A 21316-nucleotide genomic window follows, 5' to 3' on the forward strand; every position below is an offset into this window, starting at 1 on the left:
CTGCTCAGAACCTCCTGCGCATCCTCAGCCCCATCGGGCGGCCGTCCGGGTCGACCAGGACCCGGGCCAGCAGCCGGGCCGGCAGCCGCTGCCGGGCGGGCAGGTCCGGAGGGTCGTAGCCGCGCAGCCGCCCGGGCGGGCGGGGGCCCCGGCAGCCGTTCTCGTGCCAGGCGTCGAGCGCGGCGGCGGCCGCCCGGAAGGCCTCGAAGGCCTCCACGGGGTCGCACAGCGCCTGCTCCGCGGACCGCGCGCCGGCAGCGTCCGCGACCGTTCCCGTGGCCGTGCCCGTGTCCGCGTCCCCGTCCGGGTCCGCGAGGTCCAGGTGCTCGCGCATGAGTTCCAGGCGCAGCTCCCGGGCGAAGACGCGGGCGCCGTCCCCCAGGCCTCCCGGGTCGAGCGGAGCGCGCGGGTCCGGGCTCTCGTCGTGGACCGCGCAGCCGAGTTCGGAGTCGTGGGTCCACGAGCGGAGGTTGATGTTGTCCGACCCGACGGAGGCCCACACGTCGTCGATCACGCACACCTTGGCGTGGACGTAGACGGGGGTTCCGACGTGGTTCTCCAGGCCGTACACGGCGACCCGGTCGCCGCCGGCCCGGCGCAGCTCGGCCAGGGCGTTGATCCGCCCGATCAGGTTCATCGGCAGCGTGAGCCGTCCCTCTTGGTCCGGGAAGGTCGGGACGACGCCGATCATCCGAAGCCCCGGCTGCCTGCGCAGTGCCTCGGCGAAGCCGGCCACCACGCGGGGCGACCACAGGTACTGGTCCTCCAGGTAGATCAGCGCCCGGGCCCGCCGCAGCGACTTGAGGTAGCCGCGGGCGATGCTGCGCTCGCCGTCCGGGGCGAAGGGGTAGCCGAGCAGGAGGCGGTTCGGGTAGGTCCGCAGCAGTTGGACGGTGTGGGTGCCGCAGGGCGCCGGATCGGGTGTCTGCGGCGGCAGCCGGTCCGCGCTGACGTCCTCGCGGTGCATCCGCTCGCGCAGCCGGGTGAGCGGGCTGCGGCTGAGCGGCGCCGGGTCCTCCCAGCGTTCGCGGAAGACGGCCTCGACGTCGCCGACGACCGGGCCGCGCAGGGCGAGCTGGACGTCGTGCCACGGCGGGTGCGGCCCGTAGGCGGCGGCCAGGGGCAGCGACTGGCGGTCGCCGCGGTGCCGGGCGTCGTCGTTGCGGTTGTGGCAGAGGTCGATGCCGCCGACGTACGCGACGTCCCGCTCGGGACGGTCCCGGTGGCGCAGCACCACCATCTTCTGGTGGTGGGAGCCGCCGGGCCGGACCCGCATGTCGAGCAGGCATTCGCCGCCGGCGCGGGCGAGCTCCTCGCCGAAGCGGAGGTTCTCCTCCTGGCTGAAGTGGAGGCTGTCCAGGTGGGAGCGCCACAGCAGGCCCTTGACCATGACGCCGCGCTCGGCCGCCCGGCACAGGACCGTGCCGATCTCGGTGCCGGGGCCGTCGAGCCGCTCGTCGGGGTCTCCGCGCCAGTCGGTGAACAGGAGCAGGTCGCCCGCGCGCATCGCGTCGACGGCCGCCAGGAGCTCGGCGAAGTACGTGGCCCCGTGGACCAGCGGCCGTGCCTCGTTGCCCCAGGACCAGGTCGCGCCGTCCGGGCGCCGGTCGTCCAGGCGCGTCGCGGGGTTGCCGCGTTCGCCGCGCACCAGGAGCCACTGCACGCGGGTCATCGGACCGGCCTTCCCGCCTCGTCGCGCCGGTCGGCGAGGATCATCGCCACGTCGTCCGCCAGCCGGTCCCCGGTGTGGCGGACCAGTGCCTGGCACAGCCGGTCCAGGAACTGCCGGGGCCCGCTGTCGGGCATCGCCTCCATGGCCTCCGGCAGGGCGAAGAAGGCGTTCGCGCTGTCGCGGGCCTCGTTGACGCCGTCGGTGTGGAGCAGCAGGCGGTCTCCGGGCAGGAAGGAGTAGGTGTCCATGGTGCCGGGCGGGCCGGCGATGAACTCGCCCAGGCCGAGCGGCGGCAGCGGACCGCTGGGCATCAGGGCCTGGACCTTGCCGTCGCGCAGCAGCAGCGGCGGCGGGTGGCCGCGGTTGACCACCTCGACCACGTGCCCGTCGGGCACCTGGGCCACCACCGCGGTGACGAAGCCCTCCACGAGCGCCTCCTCGTCGACCGCGCCGGGCACGGCCGCGTCCCGGCGCATGGCCTCCTCGCAGTGCCTGATGACGTCCACCAGGTCGTCCTCGTAGTACACGGCCTCCCGGAAGGCGCCGAGCACGGCCGCGGCCGTGCGTACGGCGGGCAGGCCCTTGCCCCGGACGTCCCCCACGATCATGCGGATGCCATACCGGGTCTCCATGGCCTCGTACAGGTCCCCGCCGATCTGCGCGCCCTTCTCGGCCGCCACGTACAGGCTGGCCGCGCGCAGCGGGCCCAGGCGCTCGGGGACGGGCCGCAGCAGCACCTTCTGCGCGGCCGAGGCGATCCGCCGGACCTGGCTCAGTTCGCTCGCGCTGCGGGCGCGGGCCATGCGGCTGGTCATCACGCTGGCCAGCGACACCAGGAAGAGGGCGAGGAAGTTGCTGTAGACCTGCTGGCTGCCCCATGCCTGGTTGTACGTGGCCGTGGTCACGCTCACGGCCACGGCCAGGCCCGCCGCGGCGAGGGTTCCCGCGGGGCCCATCGTCACCGCGGCCAGTGCCGGCGTGGCCACCAGGAAGGGCCCGGTGTACAGGACGTGTGCGGGCGTGAACTCGATGGCCAGCACCAGGAGCGCGATCGCGAAGGGCACGCACTTCGCGAGGACGAAGAGGACCTGGTGGTGGCCGCCGCTTCCCGGTCCAGGAGGAGCGCGGTTGGGCACCCGCATGCCTACAGCCTGCGCCGTCGGGGCTCGTCACCGCCACTCGCGGCCGGTCGAGGCCGGTCGCGCCCCCGTACGGCCGACCTTGCGGCGACCCCGGCGTGGCCCGGCGGCCCTGCGGGCATGTGCCCCCGTGCGCACACGGCGAACAGCACGAGCAGTCGAGGAGCGACAGGTGAGCGACAGGTGAGCAGCCGGTGAGCGGCAGTCACGCGGACGACGACCCGGGCCGCCCGGCGGACGCGGCCCCCGGCGGGCCCGCGGTGTCGCGTGCGGAGTTCGACTCCGTCTTCGCCGCGGTGAGCACCTGGGGCCGGTGGCCCGAGGCCGACCGCGGCGCCTGGAACCGGGTCACCGGGGACCACGTACGGCGGGCCGCCGCCCTGGTCCGGTCCGGCACGACGGTGCAGCTGGGCCTGCCGTGGAACACCCGTGCCGGACCGGACAACAGCAGGCCGGCCCTGCACTACATGTCCGACCTCGGTGACGTGGAGGCCCCGGAGCCCGCCACGCACAAGGACTTCATCGCCGCCGACTACCACGGCAAGGCCGTGAGCCACCTCGACGCGCTGTGCCACGTCGCCTACCGGGGCCGGCTCTACGACGGCCGCCCGGCACGGGAGTCCGTCGACGCCGGGGGCGCCCGCTTCGGTTCGGTGGAGGCCCTCGGCCCCCTGGTCACCAAGGGCGTGCTCCTCGACCTGCCGGCCGTCCTCGGGACGGACTGGCTGGAACCCGGCCACGCGGTCCGCGCGCGCGACGTCCTCGCCGCGGAGCGGGCGCTCGGGGTGACGATCGACGAGGGCTGCGCGGTGCTGCTGCGCTCCGGCCGCTTCCGCAGGCGGCGGGAGCTCGGCCCCTGGGACGCCGACGCGGCGTGCGCCGGCCTCCACGTCGATGCCGTGCCGCTGCTGGCCGAGCGGGCGATCGCGCTGCTCGGCGGTGACGGGGACAGCGACGTACGCCCCTCGCCGGTCGAGGGCGTGCACTCCCCCGTCCATGCGCTGGCCGTCGCCGCGATGGGGGTGCCGCTGCTGGACAACCTCGACCTGGAGGCCCTCTCCGCCGCCTGCGCCGAGGCGCGGCGGCACGAATTCATGATCGTCGTATCGCCCCTGAGGGTGCCCGGCGGGACGGGCTCGCCGGTCAATCCGGTCGCCGTCCTGTGAGGTCGCGCGGCCGCGAGGAAAGGTCAACACTGCAAGAACGGATTCCTCCGGACATATTGATTTAAAAGCGGAGGAATATACTCGGAAAGCACTCGTGCGGTGCGAACGTCCAGGCGCGGCAGGCGGCTCGGCAAGGGGAAGTGGTGCAGATGGGGGTCACGGGAGGCCAGATCAGCCCCGTACGCTCCCGTGAGCGATTCCTGCTGGGCGAGTCGGTCGAGGGCAGCGTCCGCGGCCCCATCCTGAACTCGTGGATGCGCAGCCGGATGCTGGGGCTCTCGCCGGAGCAGACGGACCTCCCCTACACGGACGACTTCGATCCCGACAGCCGGCTCGTCCGGGCGGCCGTGCCCGTCCTCGACCAGCTCCAGACCAGGTTCTCGGGCAGCCAGATGAACATCTCCCTCGCCGACGGGAACGGCACGGTGTTGCAGCGCCGGTTCGGGGAGCCCGCCCTGGCCGGCCGGCTGGCGCCCATCCAGAGCGTCCCCGGATTCGTCTTCGCCGAGCGCTACGCGGGCACCAACGGCATCGGACTCGCGCTCGCCGAAAGGCGGCTGTGCCAGGTCTACGGCGCCGAGCACTTCGCCGAGCGGTCCCAGTCGAACGCCTGCTCCGCGACCCCGATCCGCGACCAGTTCAGCGGCCACGTCATCGGCGTCCTCTGCTTCGGCTATCCGCGCAGCTACGAGGACCCGGCCCTGCCCGTCCTGGTCCGCCGGGCGGCGGAGTCCATCGAGCGGCGGCTCATGGAGCAGAGCTCGGCGCGCGAGCGCGCCCTGCTGCGGACCTACCTCGACGCCAGGCTCCGCGCCCACACCGGGGAGGCCGCCGACGACGGCCAGGTGATCGGCCTGGACGAGCTCACCGACGGCGGGCTCGACCTGCAGGACCAGATGGTCCTCAAGGCGAAGGCCACCGAGCTCATCTGCAACCCGCAGCGGGCCGCGGTCGAGGTGTCACTGTCCCACGGCCGGGGGGTCACCCTCCTGAGCAGCCCGGTCACGAGCCTCTCGGGCGTGGAGGGCGTCGTCGTCGAGGCCGTGCTCACCGGGGACTCCCCTCCGGCGCACCACCTCGCCGCCTCGAAGCCCACCGCCTCCGCCCTCGGCGCCCTGGCCCTCGCCGCGACGGAGCGCGCCGAATCACTGCCCTGGCACCTCGCCGACACCTCCGCCGCGGGCCGCGCGACCGCCGGCCCGGCCGAAGCGTCCGGTGCGGGCGGCGGCCGCCCGAGCGACGTCCGGGACGGAGCCCCCGGCACGGCCCGGGGCCTGGTGCTGGTGGGCGAGCCCGAGGTGGGCAAGTACGCCGTCGCCGCACGCCGCCGCCTGGAGCTGCTGGCCGAGGCCAGCACCCGGATCGGCACCACCCTGGACGTGAGCCGCACCGCCTGGGAACTCGCCGAGACGGCCGTGCCGCGCCTGGCCGACTACGTCACGGTCGACCTGCCCGGGGCCGTGCTGCGGGGCGAGGAGTCCGCCGACCCGCAGGCCGACCTGCACCGCACGGTGGTCCACGGCATCCGCGACGACTGCCCCTTCTATCCGGTCGGCCACCGGGTGCGGCTGGACCCCGGCACCCCCCACATGCGCTGCCTCGAGGGCGAGCCCGTCGTGCTGGAGACCGACCTCCAGGCCACCACTCCGGCCTGGATGGTCCCCGGTCTCGAACACGCCCGGGGAATCCTGGCCCACGACGTGCACTCCATGATCTGCGTCCCGCTGCTCGCCCGCGGCGTACTGCTCGGCATCGCCACCTTCTACCGCGCGCAGGACCCCGCCCCCTTCGGGGAGGACGACAGCCGACTGGCCCAGGAACTCGCGGCCCGCGCCGCGCTCTGCATCGACAACGCCCGCCGCTACACCCGCGAGCACACCCTCGCCCTGGCCCTGCAGCGCAGCCTGCTCCCGCGCGGCCTCCCCGCGCAGGGCGCCGTGGAGGTCGCCCACCACTACCAGCCCGCCGAGTCCGGGGTGGGCGGCGACTGGTTCGACGTCATCCCCCTCTCCGGCACCCGCGTCGCCCTGCTGGTGGGAGACGTCGTCGGGCACGGGCTGCACGCCGCGGCCACGATGGGCCGGCTGCGCATCGCCGCACGCAACTTCGCCGAGCTGGAACTGGCCCCGGACGAGCTGCTCACCCACCTGGACAACCTCCTGGTGCGCCTGGACCGGGAGGAGGAGGACGCGAGCGCCACGGGCAGCGACGGCATCGTCGGCGCCACCTGCCTGTACGCCGTCTACGACCCCACGTCGCAGGTGTGCACGATGGCCCGCGCCGGCCACCCCCCGCCCGCACTGGTCCACCCCGACGGCAGCGTGGCCTTCCCCGACCTGCCCGCCGGGCCGCCCCTGGGCCTGGGCGGCCTGCCCTTCGAGACCGCCGAGGTCCGGCTCCCCGAGCACAGCACGCTGGTCCTCTACACCGACGGCCTCGTCGACGGCCGCCACCGCGACGTCGACGTGTCGCTCGACCAGCTGCGCCGGGCGCTCGCCCACCCGGACCGGAAACCGGAGGACACCTGCCGGGCCGTCATCGAGGCCGTGGCGCCCGAACACCCCGATGACGACATCGCGCTGCTCGTCGCCCGCACCCGTACCGTGCCCGCCGAGCGGATCGCCACGTGGGACCTGCCCCCGGACCCGTCCCTCGTCTCCGACATCCGGGGCGCCGCCACCCGGCAGCTCGCCGAGTGGGGGCTGGACGAACTCGCCTTCGCCGCCGAGCTGATGCTCAGCGAGCTGGTCACGAACGCGGTCCGGTACGGCAGCGAGCCCATCCAGGTACGGCTGATCCACGACCACGACCGCGCCCTGATCTGCGAGGTCTCCGACGGCAGCAACACCGCCCCGCACCTGCGGCGGGCCGCCACCACGGACGAGGGAGGACGCGGCCTGTTCCTCGTCGCGCAGCTCTCCCAGGCCTGGGGCGCCCGGTACACCACCCGCGGCAAGGTCATCTGGGCCGAGTGCGCCCTGGACGCGGCATGACCGAGAATGTCGGACATTGAGAGATAAGTCCAAGTAGCATCCAGACTGTTCCGCATCGCAGCAAGACCTCCCCCAGGCGGCCCCGGAGAAGTCCGTGCATGACACTCCCGTCACCTCGATGAGCCCGCCCCCGCGCCCCGACGCAGAACCCCTCGTCCGGATACGCGGTCTCAGCAAGCGGTTCGGCGGCACCCTCGCCCTGGACTCGGTCGGCCTCGACATCCACGGCGGCAGCGTCCTCGCCCTCCTCGGGCCCAACGGGGCCGGCAAGTCCACCCTCATCAAGGTGCTCGCCGGGGTCCACCACGCCGACGCGGGCGAGGTGACGGTGGCCGGACAGCCGCTTCCCTCCGAGGCCGCCCTTCGCCACATGTCCTTCATCCACCAGGACCTGGGCCTCGTCGAGTGGATGACGGTCGCCGAGAACATCGCCCTGGGCACCGGCTACCCCCTGCGCCGCGGCCTGATCTCCTGGCGGCGGACCCGCGAGCGCTGCGACGAGGCCCTGCGGATCGTCGCCGGGCACCTGGACGCCGACGCCCGGATCGCCGACCTCGCCCCCGCCGAGCGGTCCCTCGTGGCCATCGCCCGCGCGCTGGCGAAACGGGCCCGGCTGTTCGTCCTGGACGAGCCGACCGCCACCCTCCCCGCCGCCGACTGCGCCCGGCTCTTCGACGTCCTGCACGCCCTGCGCGACCGCGGGCACGGCATCCTCTACGTCAGCCACCGGCTCGACGAGGTGTACGAGGTCGCCGACACCTTCGCCGTCCTGCGCGACGGCCGCCTCGTCAGCCACGGCCCCCTCGCCCCGTACTCCCCCGACCGCCTGGTGCGCGACATCGTGGGGCACGAACCGGCCCGCCGCCGGACCGCACCCGCGTACGCCGCCACGCCCGCGCCCCCGTCCGCGACGCCTTCCGCGGACCGCCGTCCGGCCGTCCTGCGCCTCGACGGCGTGTCGACCGCCCGCACCGGGCCCGTCACCCTGGACCTGCGCGAGGGCGAGATCCTGGGCATGGTGGGCCTGACCGGCGCCGGCCACATGCACCTGGGCCGCGCCCTCGCGGGCGCGCTGCCGCTCCTCGGCGGCCGGGCGCTGCTGGACGGCCGCCCGTACCGGCCGCACACGGTCGCCGCGGCCCTCCGCTCCGGCGTCGGCTTCGTGGCCGGCAACCGTCAGGAGGAGGGCTGCGCCGCCGATCTGACCGTCCGGGAGAACTTCCTGGCCAACCCGCGGGCCGCCGGTGTGCCCGGGTGGCGCTGGACCGGCCCGCGGCGCGAACGCGCCGAGGTCCGCGCCCTGATCGAACGGTTCTCGGTGCACCCCCGCGACAGCGAGGTGCCCATCGCCACCCTGTCCGGCGGCAACCAGCAGAAGGTGGTCGTCGGCCGGTGGCTGCGGGGGAACCTGCGCCTGCTGATCCTGGAGGAGCCGACCGCCAGCGTGGACGTCGGGGCCAAGGCGGCGATCCACCGGATCCTCGACGAAGCGGTCGGGGCCGGCCTCGCGGTCCTCCTCATCTCCACCGATTTCGAGGAGGTCGCCGACCTCTGCCACCGTGCGCTGGTCTTCGGCCGGGGAACGGTGGCGGCCGAGCTGGCGGGCGTGACCCTGAACGTCACCGAGCTCACGCGCACCGCCTCGGCCCTGCCCGCGATCACCGGAAACGGTACGGGCCGGTGACCCGCCGGCGCGCCCACTTCATCGGCACCTACGGCCTGCTGACCCTCACGGTCCTGCTCTTCCTGGTCTTCTCCCTCGTCCTGCCGGACACCTTCCCGACGATGGACAACGTCTCCTCGATCCTGTCCAACCAGTCGATCCCCGCCATCCTCGCGCTCGGCGTGACGGTCCCCATCGCGGCCGGCCGGTTCGACCTGTCCATCGGCTACGGCCTGGGGCTGGCGCACGTCATGGTGATGTACCTGATCGTCGACGAACTCTGGCCCTGGCAGCTCGCCTGCGTCACGGTCGTCGTCGGCGGAGCGCTGGCCGGCGTCGTGAACGGGATCATCGTCGAGTTCGCGCGCATCGACTCCCTCATCGCGACGCTCGGCACCGGCAGCATCATGTACGCCGCCACCGGCTGGATCACCGACGGCAGCCGGATCGTCCCGGGCCCCGAAGGCCTCCCGGCCGCCTTCACCGCCCTGTACGACTCCACGTTCCTCGGGCTGCCGCTGCCCGCCTTCTACGTGCTCGCCCTGGCCGCCGCCCTCTGGGTGCTGCTGGAACGGCTGCCGCTCGGCCGGTACCTGTACGTCATCGGCTCCAACCCCCGGGCCGCCGCGATCCTCGGCATCCCCACCCACCGCTGCTCCGTCGCCGCCTTCGCCGCATCGGGCATGATCGTCGGTTTCGCCGGGGTCCTCCTCGCGGCCCAGCAGCAGATCGGCAACCCGAGCGTCGGCCTGGACTACCTGCTGCCCGCCTTCGTCGGCGCCCTCCTCGGTTCCACCGCGATCAAACCGGGCCGGGCCAACGCCCTGGGCACCCTCGTCGCCGTGGCCGTCCTCGCCGTGGGACTCGCCGGGATCGGCCAGCTCGGCGCGCAGTTCTGGGCGACCCCGCTGTTCAACGGCGCCACCCTGCTCATCGCGGTCGGCCTGGCCGGCTACTCCGCCCGCCGCCGGCTGCGCGCCGGCGCGACCGGAGGGCCCGCGCGGACCCGGCACGGTCGGCAGGATGCCCCCTGAGACCACCTCGCAGCGCACAGAGCGTCAGGAGCACCGTGTACCCCCACCGCAAGACCGCCCTCGCGGCCGCAGCCCTGCTCGCGGCGGCCGCCGCTGCCGTCGCCGGATGCGGCGGCGGCACGGCCGGCCCCACCGGGCCGTCGGCGGCCGGCTGCCCGGCCGTTCTCGAACAGGCCCGGGCCGACGTGCGCAAGGCCGAGAGCACCGACAGCTCGTGGACCGGCCCGACGACCGGCCCCGCCGCGGTCCCCGGCAAGAGCATCGTCTACGTCGCGCAGACCATGACCAATCCGGGTGTCGCGGGGGTCGCACAGGGTCTGCGGCAGGCCGCCGAGGCCATCGGCTGGCAGGTCCGGGTGATCGACGGGGAGGGCAGCCCGGCCGGCATCCAGGCAGCGCTGAGCCAGGCCGTCACCCTCAAGCCCTCGGGCATCGTCATCGGCGGCTTCGACCCCCGCCTGACCTCCCGGCAGGTGGCGCGGGCCGGGGCGGCGGGCATCCCGCTCATCGGCTGGCACGCGGTCGACTCGCCCGGCCCGAGCACGAACCCGCCGCTCTTCACCAACGTCACCACGAGGGTGCAGGACGTGGCGAGGATCAGTGCGGACTGGGTCATCGCCCGGTCCGACGGCGGAGCCGGCGTCGTCCTCTTCACCGACGACTCGATCCCCTTCGCCCGGACGAAGGCCGACCTGATCAAGCAGCGGCTCGCCGCCTGCCCCGGCGTGGAACTCCTGGCGTACGAGAACATCCCGATCCCGGACGCGAGCCGGCGCACTCCGCAGGAGGTCTCCTCCCTCCTGTCCCGCTTCGGGAAGAAGTGGACCCACTCGGTCGCCATCAACGACCTCTACTTCGCCGATGCCGCCCCCGCCCTGCGGGCCGCGGGGAAGCCCGGTGGCGGACCGCCCGCCAACATCGGTGCGGGCGACGGCGACCCGTCCGCCTTCCAGCGCATCAACAGCAGGCAGTACCAGGCCGCCACCGTTCCGGAGCCGCTCTCCCAGCAGGGCTGGCAGATCGTCGACGAGTTCAACCGCGCCTTCGCCGGCCGGCCCGACAGCGGCTACGTCGCCCCCGTGCACGTCGTCACGGCCGACAACAGCGGCGGGGCCACGTCCTGGGACCCCCGGGGCTACCAGGAGGCGTACGAGAAGATCTGGCGCGGGTAGCGTCCGGGTCCCGGGCCCCCGGCCGTGCCCGCTCAGGCCACCGGGCGGGCCTCGGCGCGTACCGGGCTCTGCCGCGGGACGTCCGCACGGTCCCGGCGGAAGACGATGTCGGCCATCCGGCGCTCCGGCCCGCGGCGGCGCAGGACCTGGTAGGCGACGAAGGCCGCCGGGCCGAAGAACACCTGGGCGGGGATGATGCCGGGGGCGTCCCCGGTGGCCGCCGCGATCAGGTGCAGGGCCGCCACGGGCGCCACGGCCCCGAAGAGCACCACCAGGGCGATCCCGGTCCGCAGCCCCGGCTTCCCGTACGCCTTGTAGGCGGTGGTGGTGAAGAGGGCGTAGGCCAGCAGGTCGCCCATGCCGACGACGGCGCCGAGGTCCTCGCCGATGCGCAGGCCCGCGGCCGGTGCGTAGGGGTAGCCCTGGACGGCGTCGGCGAGCTCCTGGGTCAGCGGGACGACCCAGGCGAAGAAGGCGTCGTAGGCGGCGAGGGCGAGCAGGAACCACGCCACGTTCTTCAGCCGCATGCCGCCCTGGACGTTGAGGTTGGTGGCGGAGACGACGACCAGGCCGACGACGCAGCTGTTCGCCACCCAGTACGGCGGCGCGGTCTCGCCGAAGGCCAGGTGCGCGACGAGCACGCTCGCGATCAGCGCGGTGATCAGCGCCCAGCGCAGCCGGCCGTTGCCGACGAGGGGCTGGTAGCCGACGGACAGTCCGCCGGCGAAGACCAGGGCGAGCACGACCGGGAGGACGACGCCGGGCAGCGCGAGGTAGACGTACGGCAGCGCGAGGACGAAGCCCATCATCATGAAGATGTCGCGGCCGTTGAAGACGCCGACGGGCGGCCTCGCGGTGCGGACGGCGCGGAAGTACGCGATGGTGCCGCCGACGACCGCGAGCGCGAGGGCCGCGGTGACCGCGAGCTGGAAGAAGACCGTCATGCGTGGCTCCGGGTGAAGGTGTGCTCCAACAGGTCACAGCGGAGGGGGAAGCGGCGTGCGGCGTCCTCGTCGTCCAGCGGCAGGACGGTGACGCGCGCGTCGATGCCGCGGGCCAGCAGCCGCTCGGTCACCCCGGCCGTGGTCGCGGTCCGCGAGGCGACCTCCACGTGGAGGCGGCCGTCGGCCGCGACCTCGGCCCGGTGGCGCAGCGGCCACGGCATGCCCGCAGTGCCGTCCAGGGCCTCCACGACGTCGCGCGGCGTGACGACCGAGGCGGCGGTGCGCAGCAGGGTGCCCGCCTTGCCGAGGATCTGCGAGACGGCGGGTACGGCGGCCAGCTCGCAGTCCGGTTCGCCCTCCAGGGTGCGCACGACGTCGCCGGTGTTGTAGCGCAGCACCGGCATGCATTCCCGGTAGGGGTAGTACGGCGTGACGGTCAGTTCCCCGAGCTGTCCGGGGGCGACGGGCTCGCCCGTGTCCAGGTCGAGCACCTCGGTGTAGCCCATGTTGGGGTCGATGTGGAGGTGGTGGCGGCTGCAGGTGCGGCCGCCGACCGGCAGCAGTTCGGTCATGCCGAAGTTGTCGCCGACGGTCTCGGCACCGAAGGTCTCGCGCAGGGCCTGGACGAAGGCCGGCGACACGATCTCGCCGCCCGCGTAGATCGACCGGAGGCCGAAGTCGTCGGGCCCGTATCCGCGCCGGCGGGCCGCGGTGAGCATCCGGGCCAGGTAGCTGGGGTTGCCGGTGAGCAGGGTGGGGCGGGTGCCGTTGCCGCCGAGCAGGTGCTCGACCGACTCCTCGGGCGGGACCTGGCCGACCACGTGGCAGGAGGCGCCGACCAGTCGGCAGACCTCGACGTCCTCCTGTACGGCGGCCGTCGCCCGGGAGCTGAGGTTGATCTGCATCCGGTCGCCGGGGCGGATGTCGCCGCGCAGCACCACGGACAGGGCGATCAGTGCCGGCCAGAGCTCCATCTCGTAGCGGGAGAGCCACATCTGCACGGGACGGCCGGTGGTGCCGGTCGTCTGGGTCGCGAGGTAGGGGGTGCTGCACAGGAAGTCGGCGGGGCGCGCGATCAGGTCGGCCTTGCGGGTCACCGGGATCCGGGTGAGCGTCTCGGTGGTCAGGCCGTCGAGGTCGATGCCGGCGAGCCGCTCCCGGTAGAAGGGCGAGCGCTTGGCGAGTCTGCGCACGGTCCGCTGGAGCGCGCGGTTCTGCAGGTCGCGCCGCTCGTCCGGGTCGGCGAACGGTCCGTCGGCCAGTTCGTCGACGTCGTCGCCGAGTGAGCCGAACTCCTCGAGCGTGGCGAGGGCGTCGGCGACCAGCCGCTCCACGGTCCGTACGTTCAGCTTCCGGCCGAACACCATGGCCATCGCCACCCGGACCTGCCGGACACCGGTCTCCAGCACTCGTGCCTCCTAAGGCGTGAAGAAAAGGGGTGGGGGCGGCACGCCGCCCCCACCCCCCGAATCTGCGTCAGCTGGCAGAACAAGAACCGAAGAAGACGGCCGTCATGGCGCCCATGACGTACTTGAACTGCTTGGCGCTGGTCTTGATCGCGCTCATCGGATCCTCCTTTTGTCGCTCCTGGCGGACGGGCGTTCCGTGCCCCGCGAGGGGCCGGTCCGCTCGTCCCTGGGTGACAACACCCTGGCGCGATCGAGGTGTTGCGGGCAATGATCGGGTCCGTTCAACGGACCGGCGGAAGCGGAGGGCGGCACCACCGTTCTTGCTGATGAGCCGGGACGAACGGGGAGTTACGGGCACCATCCGACCGATGGCGTCCGTGCGAAAGGGGGATCCGCTCATGGCCAGATCCGGCACTGAGGGGCGGGGAGTACTGGAGGGCGCGTTCGCGCTGATGGAGGTGCTCGCGCAGGGCGACGAGGTCGGCCTGACCAGGCTGGCGGCGGACGCCGAACTGCCGAAGGCCACGGCCCACCGGCTGCTCGGGCAGCTGGTCGCGCTGGGCGCGGTACAGAGCGTTTCGGGCCGCTACAGGCTGGGCCCGAGGACGTTCCGGCTGGGGCAGGCGTGGCATCCCGCGCGGGCGCTGAGGGCCGCGTCGGCGCGGCCGTTGCGCGAACTCGCCGCCGTCGGCGGTGGCAGGCTGAGTGTCAGTCTGTCGGTGCCCGAGGCGGGGCACGCCCTGGTGGTCGGGAGCACGCGCAGCGAGGTGGACGACGTGTTCGCGCTGTATCCCGGTGTCGTCCTGCCGGCCGGGAGCGCGGCCGAGCTGATCCTGACGGCGTCGGCTCCCGAGGCGGGCCCTGCGCAGGGGTGGTCGCGGGCCGCGTGGTCGCGGGAGGCGGCGCGGGCCAGGGAGCAGGGCATGGCCTTCCAGTACGGGCAGTGCGTGAGCGCGCTGTCGTGCGTGGCGGCGCCGGTGTTCTCCGAGGCGGGGCAGGTGGTGGCCGCCGTGGCGGCGACCTCGCTGGACGGCAAGCAGATCGCCCTGCTGGGTGAGGCCGCGGTCCGTACGGCGGCGATGGTCAGCGCCAACCTGTCCAGGCTGTCGGCGCCCGCGGCGCGCCCGCGCCGCGAGTGGGAGCCGGTGCAGGGCCCGGCCGACCGGGCCGCCCGGCACGCCGTGATGGCGCGGCGGCGCTAGGCCGTCTCTTCCGGATCCTGCCGGGGGTTCGGGCGGGTGGCGTGTTCCGTCGCCCCCGCCCGTACGCGCCCGCTCAGCGCAGGTCGAGGCGCATCAGGACCCGGGGGTGACCGGCCAGTACGGAGGTGGTGTCGGCGGCGTGCACGAAGCCGGCGCGTTCGAAGTTCTTCCGCAGACCCGCGTACGCCATCGTCAGGTCGGCCCGGGCCTCCCCGTTGTCGAGGGGGTAGGCCTCGACCGCGGGTGCGCCGTGGGCGCGGGCGAACTCGACCGCGCCGGCGATGAGGGTGTGCGAGATGCCCTTCTTCCGGTGGCCGGGGCGTACCCGGATGCACCACAGCGACCAGACCGGCAGGTCGTCGACGTGCGGGATCGTGCGGCTGCGGGCGAACGAGGTGTCCGCGCGCGGAGCCACGGCCGCCCAGCCGACGGGCTCGCCGTCCTCGTAGGCGATGACTCCCGGAGGGGTTGCGCTGCGGCACAGCTCGGCGACGTACTCGCCCCGGGCCGGACCGCGCAGTTCGTTGTTGAGCTTCGAGGGGACGCGGTAGCTGAGGCACCAGCAGACGTTGGCCTCGGGGGACTTCGGGCCGAGCAGGGTACGCACGTCCTCGATGACCGATGCGGGGCGGACTTCGATGGTCATGGGACCACAGTGCCACGAGTGGCGGCGGACCACCGGCCGGCGGGGACCGGCCGGGGGGTCGTCCGACAGCGGTAATATCCGTCGAACTTCCGCGTGAGGCACGGGCCGTGGTCGGATGGACGTCCGCTCGCCGCACGGACCGGTCGACGGCCGGCACCGTCCTCGGCCGGGTCGCCGAGCGCACCCACCCCCCCACTTCGCGCGATGCGCACCTTTCGAGAGGTAGCACCACCATGCCCCTGGCAAATCCGCCCTTCAGTGTGCTGTCCGACGAGTTCGCCGCCGCGCCCCACCACTTCTACGCCCGGCTGAGGGAGCAGGCTCCGGTGCACTACGAGCCGGCGATCGACAGCTACTTCCTCTCCCGCCACCAGGACGTGAAGCGGGTGCTGACCGACCACGGGGCGTTCACCACCGAGATGCTCCAGGTGCGCGCCGAACCCGTGATGCGCGGGCGGGTCCTCGCCCAGATGACCGGCGCCGAGCACACCGCCAAGCGGAAGATCGTCGTACGCGGGTTCACCGGCTCCGCCCTCCAGGACCAGATGCGCGCCATCCACACCAACGCCGCCGAACTCATGGCCCCGTTCCTCCCGCGGGGCCGGGTGGACCTGGTCAACGACTTCGGCAAGCCGTTCGCGGTCCACGTGGCCCTGGACGTCCTCGGCCTGGACAGAGCCGACTGGCAACAGGTGGCCGACTGGCACGCCGGGGTCGCCGAGTTCGTCACCAGCCTGACCCTCACCCCTGAGCGCCGCCGGCACTGCCTGGACTGCGCGGAGCGGTTGGAGGCCCATCTGGCCCCCGTGATCCGGCAGCGGCGCAGCCGGCCCGGCGAGGACCTGATATCGAAGCTGTGCACCGCCGAGTTCGACGGGGTCACCATGAGCGACCGCGATGTCACCGCCCTGATCATCAACGTGCTGGTCGCGGCCGCCGAGCCCGCGGACAAGACCATCGCCCTGCTCTTCAAGCACCTGATCGACCATCCCGGGCAGATGGCGCAGGTCTGCCGGGACCCGGACCTGCTGGCCGCCGCGATCGCCGAGACCCTGCGCTTCACCCCGCCCGTCCAGCTCATCCCCCGCCAGACGCAGGAGAGCGCCGTGTTCGCGGGCACCACCGTCCCGGCGGGTGCGACCGTCTTCTGCATGATCGGCGCGGCCAACCGCGATCCTGCCGCGTTCGCCGATCCGGACGCCTTCGACATCCACCGTGCGGACCTGGGCACGGCCCGCTCGTTCACCGCGGCCGCCCAGCACCTGGCGTTCGGTACCGGGCTCCACCAGTGCGTCGGCGCGGCCTTCGCGCGGGCCGAGATCGAGACCGTCGCCGCCCTGCTCCTGCCCCTGCTGGACGGGGTCCGCTACAGCCCCGGGTTCCGCTACCGGGAGACCGGCTTGTACACACGGGGCCCGGTCTCCCTGTCGCTGGACTTCACTCCCGTCCACCCAAGTGGAACGCGCCGTGGCTGACGGCCGTCTTGCAGGGCGGCCTCGGCCGGGGCGGGCAACACCCCGTACTGCCCGGTCGCGCAGGCCTGTTACCGCACCCCCCACCCCCCGAGGCGAAGACGACGATGACATCGACCGACATCACCAGAGCCATCAACGACCTGCTGTTCACCCCCGGCCTCGACCTCGGCGAAGCCGTCGAGCGGCACTTCACCCCCGACTACCGCCAGCGCACCGACGGCGTGTGGAGCGACCGGGCCTCCTTCGTCCAGCACATGACGCGTCTGCGCTCCCTGGTCCGCAGCGGGGACATCGAGGTCCACGACGAGCTCCGCGACGGGCCGCGCTACGCCGACCGCCACACCGTCACCCTCACCCAGCACAACGGACGCACCTCCCGCACCGAGGTCTACCTCTTCGCACAGATGGCCCCCGACGGCCGGTTCCAGTGCGTCGAGGAGACCACCCTCCTGGTCACCGGCCACCCCGACGACGGGAACCTCGGCAGCGTCAAGTGACGCGAACGCCGGGCTCCGCCAGGAGCGCCGACGGGGGAGTCCGAAGCGGAAGAGAGCGCTCTCTGAGCCTGCGGGCGCGGACAGCGCCGGTGCTGGAACAAGGAGGATGGGAGACGTCATGGCGTCCGTAGGGGAAAGACTCAGCCGGGCCCGGGTGCAGGCCTTCATCGGCCGGGAGGAGGAACTCGGGCTCTTCGGCGAGGCGTTGGCCGGCGATGCGCAGGCTCCGTTCGCGTTCTACGTGTGCGGGCCGGGCGGTATCGGGAAGTCCACGCTGCTGAGGCGGCTGGCCGACCACGCCCGCGCGGCGGGCCGACTGCTCGTCGAACTCGACGGCCGGTTCGTCAGCCGGGACCCGATCGATTTCGAGCATGCCGCCGGACCGTTCCTCGACGTCCCGGGCACGGTCCTGTTCGTGGACTCCTTCGACCACTGCCAGTGGCTGGAGAGCTGGCTGTGGCACCACTTCCTGCCCCGCGCCGCGGAGGACACCCTGGTCGTGCTGGCCGGACGGCGCGCTCCGCAGCCCCAGTGGACCGCCGACCCGGCCTGGTCCGGGCTCCTGCGCGTGACCGAACTGGAGCCGTTCTCCGAGGACCAGGCCCGCAGCCTGCTGGTGGCGGCGCAGATCCGGCCCGAACTGCGCGACCGGGTGCTGCGCTTCGCCGGCGGCAACCCGCTGGCCCTGTCCCTCGCCGCCGCGGCGGGATCGGCGGGCTGCGCCCGGGAGGAGATCTGGGCCCCGTCGGCGGACGTCCTGCGCACCCTGCTGGCGGGGCTGGTCGGCGAGGTCCCCACGGCCGCCCACCGCCGCGCCCTGGAGGTGGCGGCCCAGGCGCACTCGACGTCCGAGGAACTGCTGTCCTCCGTACTGCCCGGAGAGGACGCCCACCTGCTGTTCTCCTGGCTGAGGGACCTGCCCTTCATGGAGTCCACGCACCGGGGTCTCCACCCGCACGACGCCGCCCGCGAGACGCTCGCCGCCGACCTGCGCTGGCGCGCGCCCAACGCGTTCGAGGCGATCCGGGCGCGCCTGGCGGACGAATACCTGCGCATCCTGCGCGAGGCGCCCGAGGAGCGGGTGTGGACCGTCACCGACGAGCTCTTCTACCTGTTCCGGGAGGGCGAGACCCTGTCCCGGCTGCGCACCTGGTCCCGCGACGAGGAGATGCACGACCGTCCGCTGCACCCGGAGGACATGGACGTCGTCCTGCGGATGGCCGAGGAGACCGAGGGGCCCGCCTCGGCGGAACTGGTCCGCTACTGGGCGCGGCGCCAGCCGCAGGCCTTCAGCGTCTACCGTCTCGTGAGCACGGGCCGGATCGTCGCCTTCACGGCCCGGCTCGCCCTGCCGGCCCCTCCCGACCCCGAGGACCTCGCCGCCGATCCCGTGGTCGCGGCCGCGTGGCGGTACACCGCTGCCACCGCCCCGGTGAGCCCCGGCGAGCACATCGGGATCAGCAGGTTCTCGGTCTACCCCGAGCGCTACCAGGTACCCTCGCGGGTCATCGACCTGAGCAGCTCACGGGCCCAGGCGGAGGCGGCCAGGGCCCGTGGCCGCGCCTTCGGCTTCGCCGTCTTCCAGGACGCCGAAGCCTGGGCCGAGCGGGTCAAGGGCACCCTGCGCGACACCGGGGAGCGCCCCCGGGTCGGCGAGCACACCTACGGGGTGTTCGGCGTCGACTGGCGCGAGGTCCCCGTGGAGAGGTGGCTCTTCCACTTCATATCGGCCCCCGAGGTACCGGTCCCCGCCGGGCCGGCGGCCGTCTCGCGCACCGCCTTCGACCAGGCCGTGCGCGAAGCGCTGGCGCACTGGCGCGACCCGAGCGCCTTCGCCGCCTGCGCCCTGATGCGCACGCGGCTCGCCGCCGACCTCGGGGATCCCGTCGAGGAGCTGCGCACGCTGCTGCGCCGGACCGTCGACGACCTCGCCCGTGACCCGCGCGGGGTGCGCGCCCGCGAGGCCCTGACGACGGGGTACTTCTCCGGTGTGCCGACCCAGGAGGGCGCGGCCCGCCGCCTCGGCCTCCCGTACGGCACCTACCGCCGCCATCTGCGCCAGGGCCTGGACCTGCTCTGCGAAGCCCTGTGGGAACTGGAGCTGCGGGGCCCGCGCCCGTAGGGAACGGCTGCCCGGTGGGACGGGGTGGACAGGTGCGGACAGCAGTGGACACGCCCCGTCCCCGCCGGGCCTGGAGAGTGGACACCGGTCGACGCGAGTCTGTGCGCCATGGACACAGCACGCACACGGACGGACCGGGCGGCGGGCCGGCCCCGCCGGCCGGGGCCGGCACTCGCGGCACCCGCCGCGGCCCGGTTCCGGTCGGGCTCGCGCCCTCACCCCTGTACGCGGCCCCGGCGCAGAGGCTTGCCGGGGCCGTCCATGCCCTGCTCGCGGGCGCCCAGCTCGCGGCCGGGCCGGGCCACAACCGGCCGCGGGACCGGGTGGCGCGACCTGCTGGGCACCTGCGCGGTCACCCTCGTCGCGTACTCGGGGCCCCTCCCTCCCGCCGCGTGTCCCGGCGCACGGCGCCGACGGGAACCACCCGGCCTCCGCGCCCGGCCGGGGGCGGAGCATCGCCTGCGGCCGGCTCAGGGAACTCGCCGTGGACGGCGTCCGCGCCAGGACGCGGGGCCGGCGGACGGCCCGGTGAACACCACCCGGCACAGGTCCGCCGCGGTCCGGGCCGCGACGTCCCTCCTCGTACCGCTCCCCACCCGCCCGACCGGGACCGGGCCCGGAGCCTCCCCTCCCGCACACCTCATGAAGGAGATCGCGTCATGACGACCGCGAAGCCGCCTTACCTGACCGGCCATTTCACCCCCGTCGCCGAGGAGGTCACCGCCACCGGCCTCACTGTCGAGGGCACCATCCCGCCCGAACTGTCCGGCCGGCTCCTGCGCAACAGCCACAACCCCAAACCCGGCATCACCCCCACCCACTGGTTCAAGGGCAGCGGCATGATCCACGGCATCCGCGTGCGAGACGGACGAGCCGAGTGGTACCGCAACCGCTGGGTCCACACCCCCGCCCTCGACGGCGCCCCCTACATGACCGAACACGGCCCCGACCTCGCCGCCAGCACCGCCGGCACCCACATCATCGAACACGCCGGCCGCCTCCTCGCCCTCTGCGAAGCCAACCTCCCCTACGAACTCAGCCCCGAACTCGACACCATCGGCCCCCACGACTTCGACGGCAAACTCCGCACCGCCATGACCGCCCACCCCAAGGAAGACCCCGTCACCGGAGAACTCCACTTCTTCGGTTCCTCCCCCTTCCCCCCCTACCTCACCTACCACGTCGCCGACACCACCGGCACCCTCGTCCACACCGCCGAAGTCCCCGGAGCCACCGGCGCCCTCAAACACGACTTCGCCCTCACCCGCCGCCACATCGTCTTCATCGAAGGCAACGTCACCTTCGACCCCACCGAACACTCCGGCATCCCCTACGGCTGGAACGACCAACAGCCCTCCCGCATCGGCGTCATGCCCCGCGGCACCGACGGACACCACCACATCCGCTGGTACTCCATCGAACCCGGCAACATGCTCCACGTCTCCAACGCCTACGAAGACGGCCAGGGCCGCATCGTCCTGGAAGGCCCCACCGTCGACCGCGAAGGCTTCCACCTCTCCTGGAACTGGTGGACAGGCACCCCCGGCCGCGGCAGCGAACCCGTCTCCCGCTCCTACACCCGCCGCTGGACCATCGACATGCACGCCCACACCGTCGACGAACACATCATCGACGACCTCCCCGTCGAGTTCCCCACCCTCAACGAGGACTACCTCGGCACCGAGAACCGCTACCAGTACGCCATCGCCTTCCCCGACGAAAACGGCCTCGGCGGCTACGGCCTCGTCAAATACGACCGCACCACCGGCGCCCGCCGCATCCACCAGACCGGCGACGCACGCCTGCCAAGCGAAGCCGTCTACGTCCCCGCCCACAACGCCACCAACGAAGACGACGGCTACCTCCTCACCGTCGTTTCCGACCTCAAACAGGACGCCTCACAACTCCTCGTCCTCGACGCCACCGGCCTGGGCACCATCGCCACCATCCACCTCCCCCACCGCGTCACCGCCGGCCTCCACGGCTCCTGGATCCCCGACACGCCTCACAACGCGGCCTGACACCGCGCACAACGCTCAGGGGCCGTACCAGATCACTCTGGTACGGCCCCTGAGCTGCAACTTCACTGGAGATGGTGCCGGGCGGCGGTCAGCGGCCGGTTCCACCGAGGCCGGACGGCCCCTGCCAGGCACCGTTGCCGGCGTGCGACCGTGCTGCGACC

At 73.4% G+C, this 21316-nt stretch carries 15 protein-coding genes; 10 read left to right on the plus strand and 5 right to left on the minus strand.

The window, feature by feature from the left end; genetic code table 11:
* Positions 1–4: 4 nt before the first annotated feature.
* Positions 5–1672 (minus strand): phospholipase D family protein, encoded by a 1668-nt coding sequence (locus tag OHA91_RS07285; protein WP_328738877.1) that lies wholly within the window; start codon positions 1670–1672, stop codon positions 5–7.
* On the minus strand, positions 1669–2814 hold the full coding sequence (locus OHA91_RS07290) for a PP2C family protein-serine/threonine phosphatase (RefSeq protein ID WP_328738878.1): 1146 nt from the start codon (positions 2812–2814) through the stop codon (positions 1669–1671). Before OHA91_RS07290 ends, OHA91_RS07285 begins: the two co-directional genes overlap by 4 nt.
* 191 nt (positions 2815–3005) lie before the next feature.
* Between OHA91_RS07290 and OHA91_RS07295 the strand changes: the two genes are divergently transcribed.
* From OHA91_RS07295 to OHA91_RS07315, 5 genes are all read left to right on the plus strand, one after another.
* Positions 3006–3977 (plus strand): cyclase family protein, encoded by a 972-nt coding sequence (locus OHA91_RS07295; protein WP_051893888.1) that lies wholly within the window; start codon positions 3006–3008, stop codon positions 3975–3977.
* 149 nt (positions 3978–4126) lie between these two features.
* Positions 4127–6970, plus strand: coding sequence for a SpoIIE family protein phosphatase (locus OHA91_RS07300; RefSeq protein ID WP_031157743.1), 2844 nt, complete (start codon positions 4127–4129; stop codon positions 6968–6970).
* Positions 6971–7064: 94 nt separating this feature from the next.
* A complete protein-coding gene (locus OHA91_RS07305) occupies positions 7065–8654 on the plus strand; it encodes a sugar ABC transporter ATP-binding protein (protein ID WP_408059156.1) in 1590 nt (529 codons plus the stop codon).
* Positions 8651–9667 (plus strand): ABC transporter permease, encoded by a 1017-nt coding sequence (locus tag OHA91_RS07310; RefSeq protein WP_328738880.1) that lies wholly within the window; start codon positions 8651–8653, stop codon positions 9665–9667. Before OHA91_RS07305 ends, OHA91_RS07310 begins: the two co-directional genes overlap by 4 nt.
* A 35-nt stretch (positions 9668–9702) precedes the next feature.
* The gene (locus tag OHA91_RS07315) at positions 9703–10839 is read left to right on the plus strand and encodes a substrate-binding domain-containing protein (protein WP_031157749.1); all 1137 of its coding nucleotides are present in this window, start codon (positions 9703–9705) and stop codon (positions 10837–10839) included.
* A gap of 32 nt (positions 10840–10871) precedes the next feature.
* Here OHA91_RS07315 and OHA91_RS07320 read toward each other — a convergent pair whose 3' ends face one another.
* Entirely contained in the window at positions 10872–11783 is a 912-nt protein-coding gene (locus OHA91_RS07320) for a hypothetical protein (RefSeq protein WP_031157750.1), read from the minus strand.
* Positions 11780–13192 (minus strand): phenylacetate--CoA ligase family protein, encoded by a 1413-nt coding sequence (locus OHA91_RS07325; protein ID WP_031157752.1) that lies wholly within the window; start codon positions 13190–13192, stop codon positions 11780–11782. The genes OHA91_RS07320 and OHA91_RS07325 overlap by 4 nt, the downstream gene beginning before the upstream one ends.
* Before the next feature lie 398 nt (positions 13193–13590).
* Here OHA91_RS07325 and OHA91_RS07330 point away from each other — a divergent pair, with 398 nt between their 5' ends.
* Entirely contained in the window at positions 13591–14394 is an 804-nt protein-coding gene (locus OHA91_RS07330) for a helix-turn-helix domain-containing protein (RefSeq protein WP_037634190.1), read from the plus strand.
* 73 nt (positions 14395–14467) lie between these two features.
* Here OHA91_RS07330 and OHA91_RS07335 read toward each other — a convergent pair whose 3' ends face one another.
* Entirely contained in the window at positions 14468–15040 is a 573-nt protein-coding gene (locus OHA91_RS07335; RefSeq protein WP_031157757.1) for a GNAT family N-acetyltransferase, read from the minus strand.
* A gap of 233 nt (positions 15041–15273) precedes the next feature.
* Between OHA91_RS07335 and OHA91_RS07340 the strand changes: the two genes are divergently transcribed.
* From OHA91_RS07340 to OHA91_RS07355, 4 genes are all read left to right on the plus strand, one after another.
* Positions 15274–16515 (plus strand): cytochrome P450, cyclodipeptide synthase-associated, encoded by a 1242-nt coding sequence (locus OHA91_RS07340; RefSeq protein WP_328738881.1) that lies wholly within the window; start codon positions 15274–15276, stop codon positions 16513–16515.
* A gap of 104 nt (positions 16516–16619) precedes the next feature.
* Positions 16620–17012, plus strand: a complete 393-nt coding sequence (locus OHA91_RS07345) for a nuclear transport factor 2 family protein (RefSeq protein WP_266493663.1) — start codon at positions 16620–16622, stop codon at positions 17010–17012.
* A 118-nt stretch (positions 17013–17130) separates the two neighbouring features.
* Positions 17131–19134, plus strand: coding sequence for a P-loop NTPase family protein (locus OHA91_RS07350; protein WP_328738882.1), 2004 nt, complete (start codon positions 17131–17133; stop codon positions 19132–19134).
* A 659-nt stretch (positions 19135–19793) separates the two neighbouring features.
* A complete protein-coding gene (locus tag OHA91_RS07355) occupies positions 19794–21155 on the plus strand; it encodes a carotenoid oxygenase family protein (protein WP_328738883.1) in 1362 nt (453 codons plus the stop codon).
* The last annotated feature ends 161 nt before the right edge of the window (positions 21156–21316 follow it).

It is taken from the genome of Streptomyces erythrochromogenes (genome assembly GCF_036170895.1).
Classification (GTDB): Bacteria; Actinomycetota; Actinomycetes; order Streptomycetales; family Streptomycetaceae; genus Streptomyces; species Streptomyces erythrochromogenes.

Coding starts and splice junctions, on each gene's coding strand:
- OHA91_RS07330 (WP_037634190.1), top strand. CDS start 13,591: ATGGCCAGATCCGGCACTGAGGGGCGGGGAGTACTGGAGGGCGCGTTC.
- OHA91_RS07285 (WP_328738877.1), bottom strand. CDS start 1,672: ATGACCCGCGTGCAGTGGCTCCTGGTGCGCGGCGAACGCGGCAACCCC.
- OHA91_RS07320 (WP_031157750.1), bottom strand. CDS start 11,783: ATGACGGTCTTCTTCCAGCTCGCGGTCACCGCGGCCCTCGCGCTCGCG.
- OHA91_RS07350 (WP_328738882.1), top strand. CDS start 17,131: ATGGCGTCCGTAGGGGAAAGACTCAGCCGGGCCCGGGTGCAGGCCTTC.
- OHA91_RS07290 (WP_328738878.1), bottom strand. CDS start 2,814: ATGCGGGTGCCCAACCGCGCTCCTCCTGGACCGGGAAGCGGCGGCCAC.
- OHA91_RS07345 (WP_266493663.1), top strand. CDS start 16,620: ATGACATCGACCGACATCACCAGAGCCATCAACGACCTGCTGTTCACC.
- OHA91_RS07355 (WP_328738883.1), top strand. CDS start 19,794: ATGACGACCGCGAAGCCGCCTTACCTGACCGGCCATTTCACCCCCGTC.
- OHA91_RS07340 (WP_328738881.1), top strand. CDS start 15,274: ATGCCCCTGGCAAATCCGCCCTTCAGTGTGCTGTCCGACGAGTTCGCC.
- OHA91_RS07335 (WP_031157757.1), bottom strand. CDS start 15,040: ATGACCATCGAAGTCCGCCCCGCATCGGTCATCGAGGACGTGCGTACC.
- OHA91_RS07300 (WP_031157743.1), top strand. CDS start 4,127: ATGGGGGTCACGGGAGGCCAGATCAGCCCCGTACGCTCCCGTGAGCGA.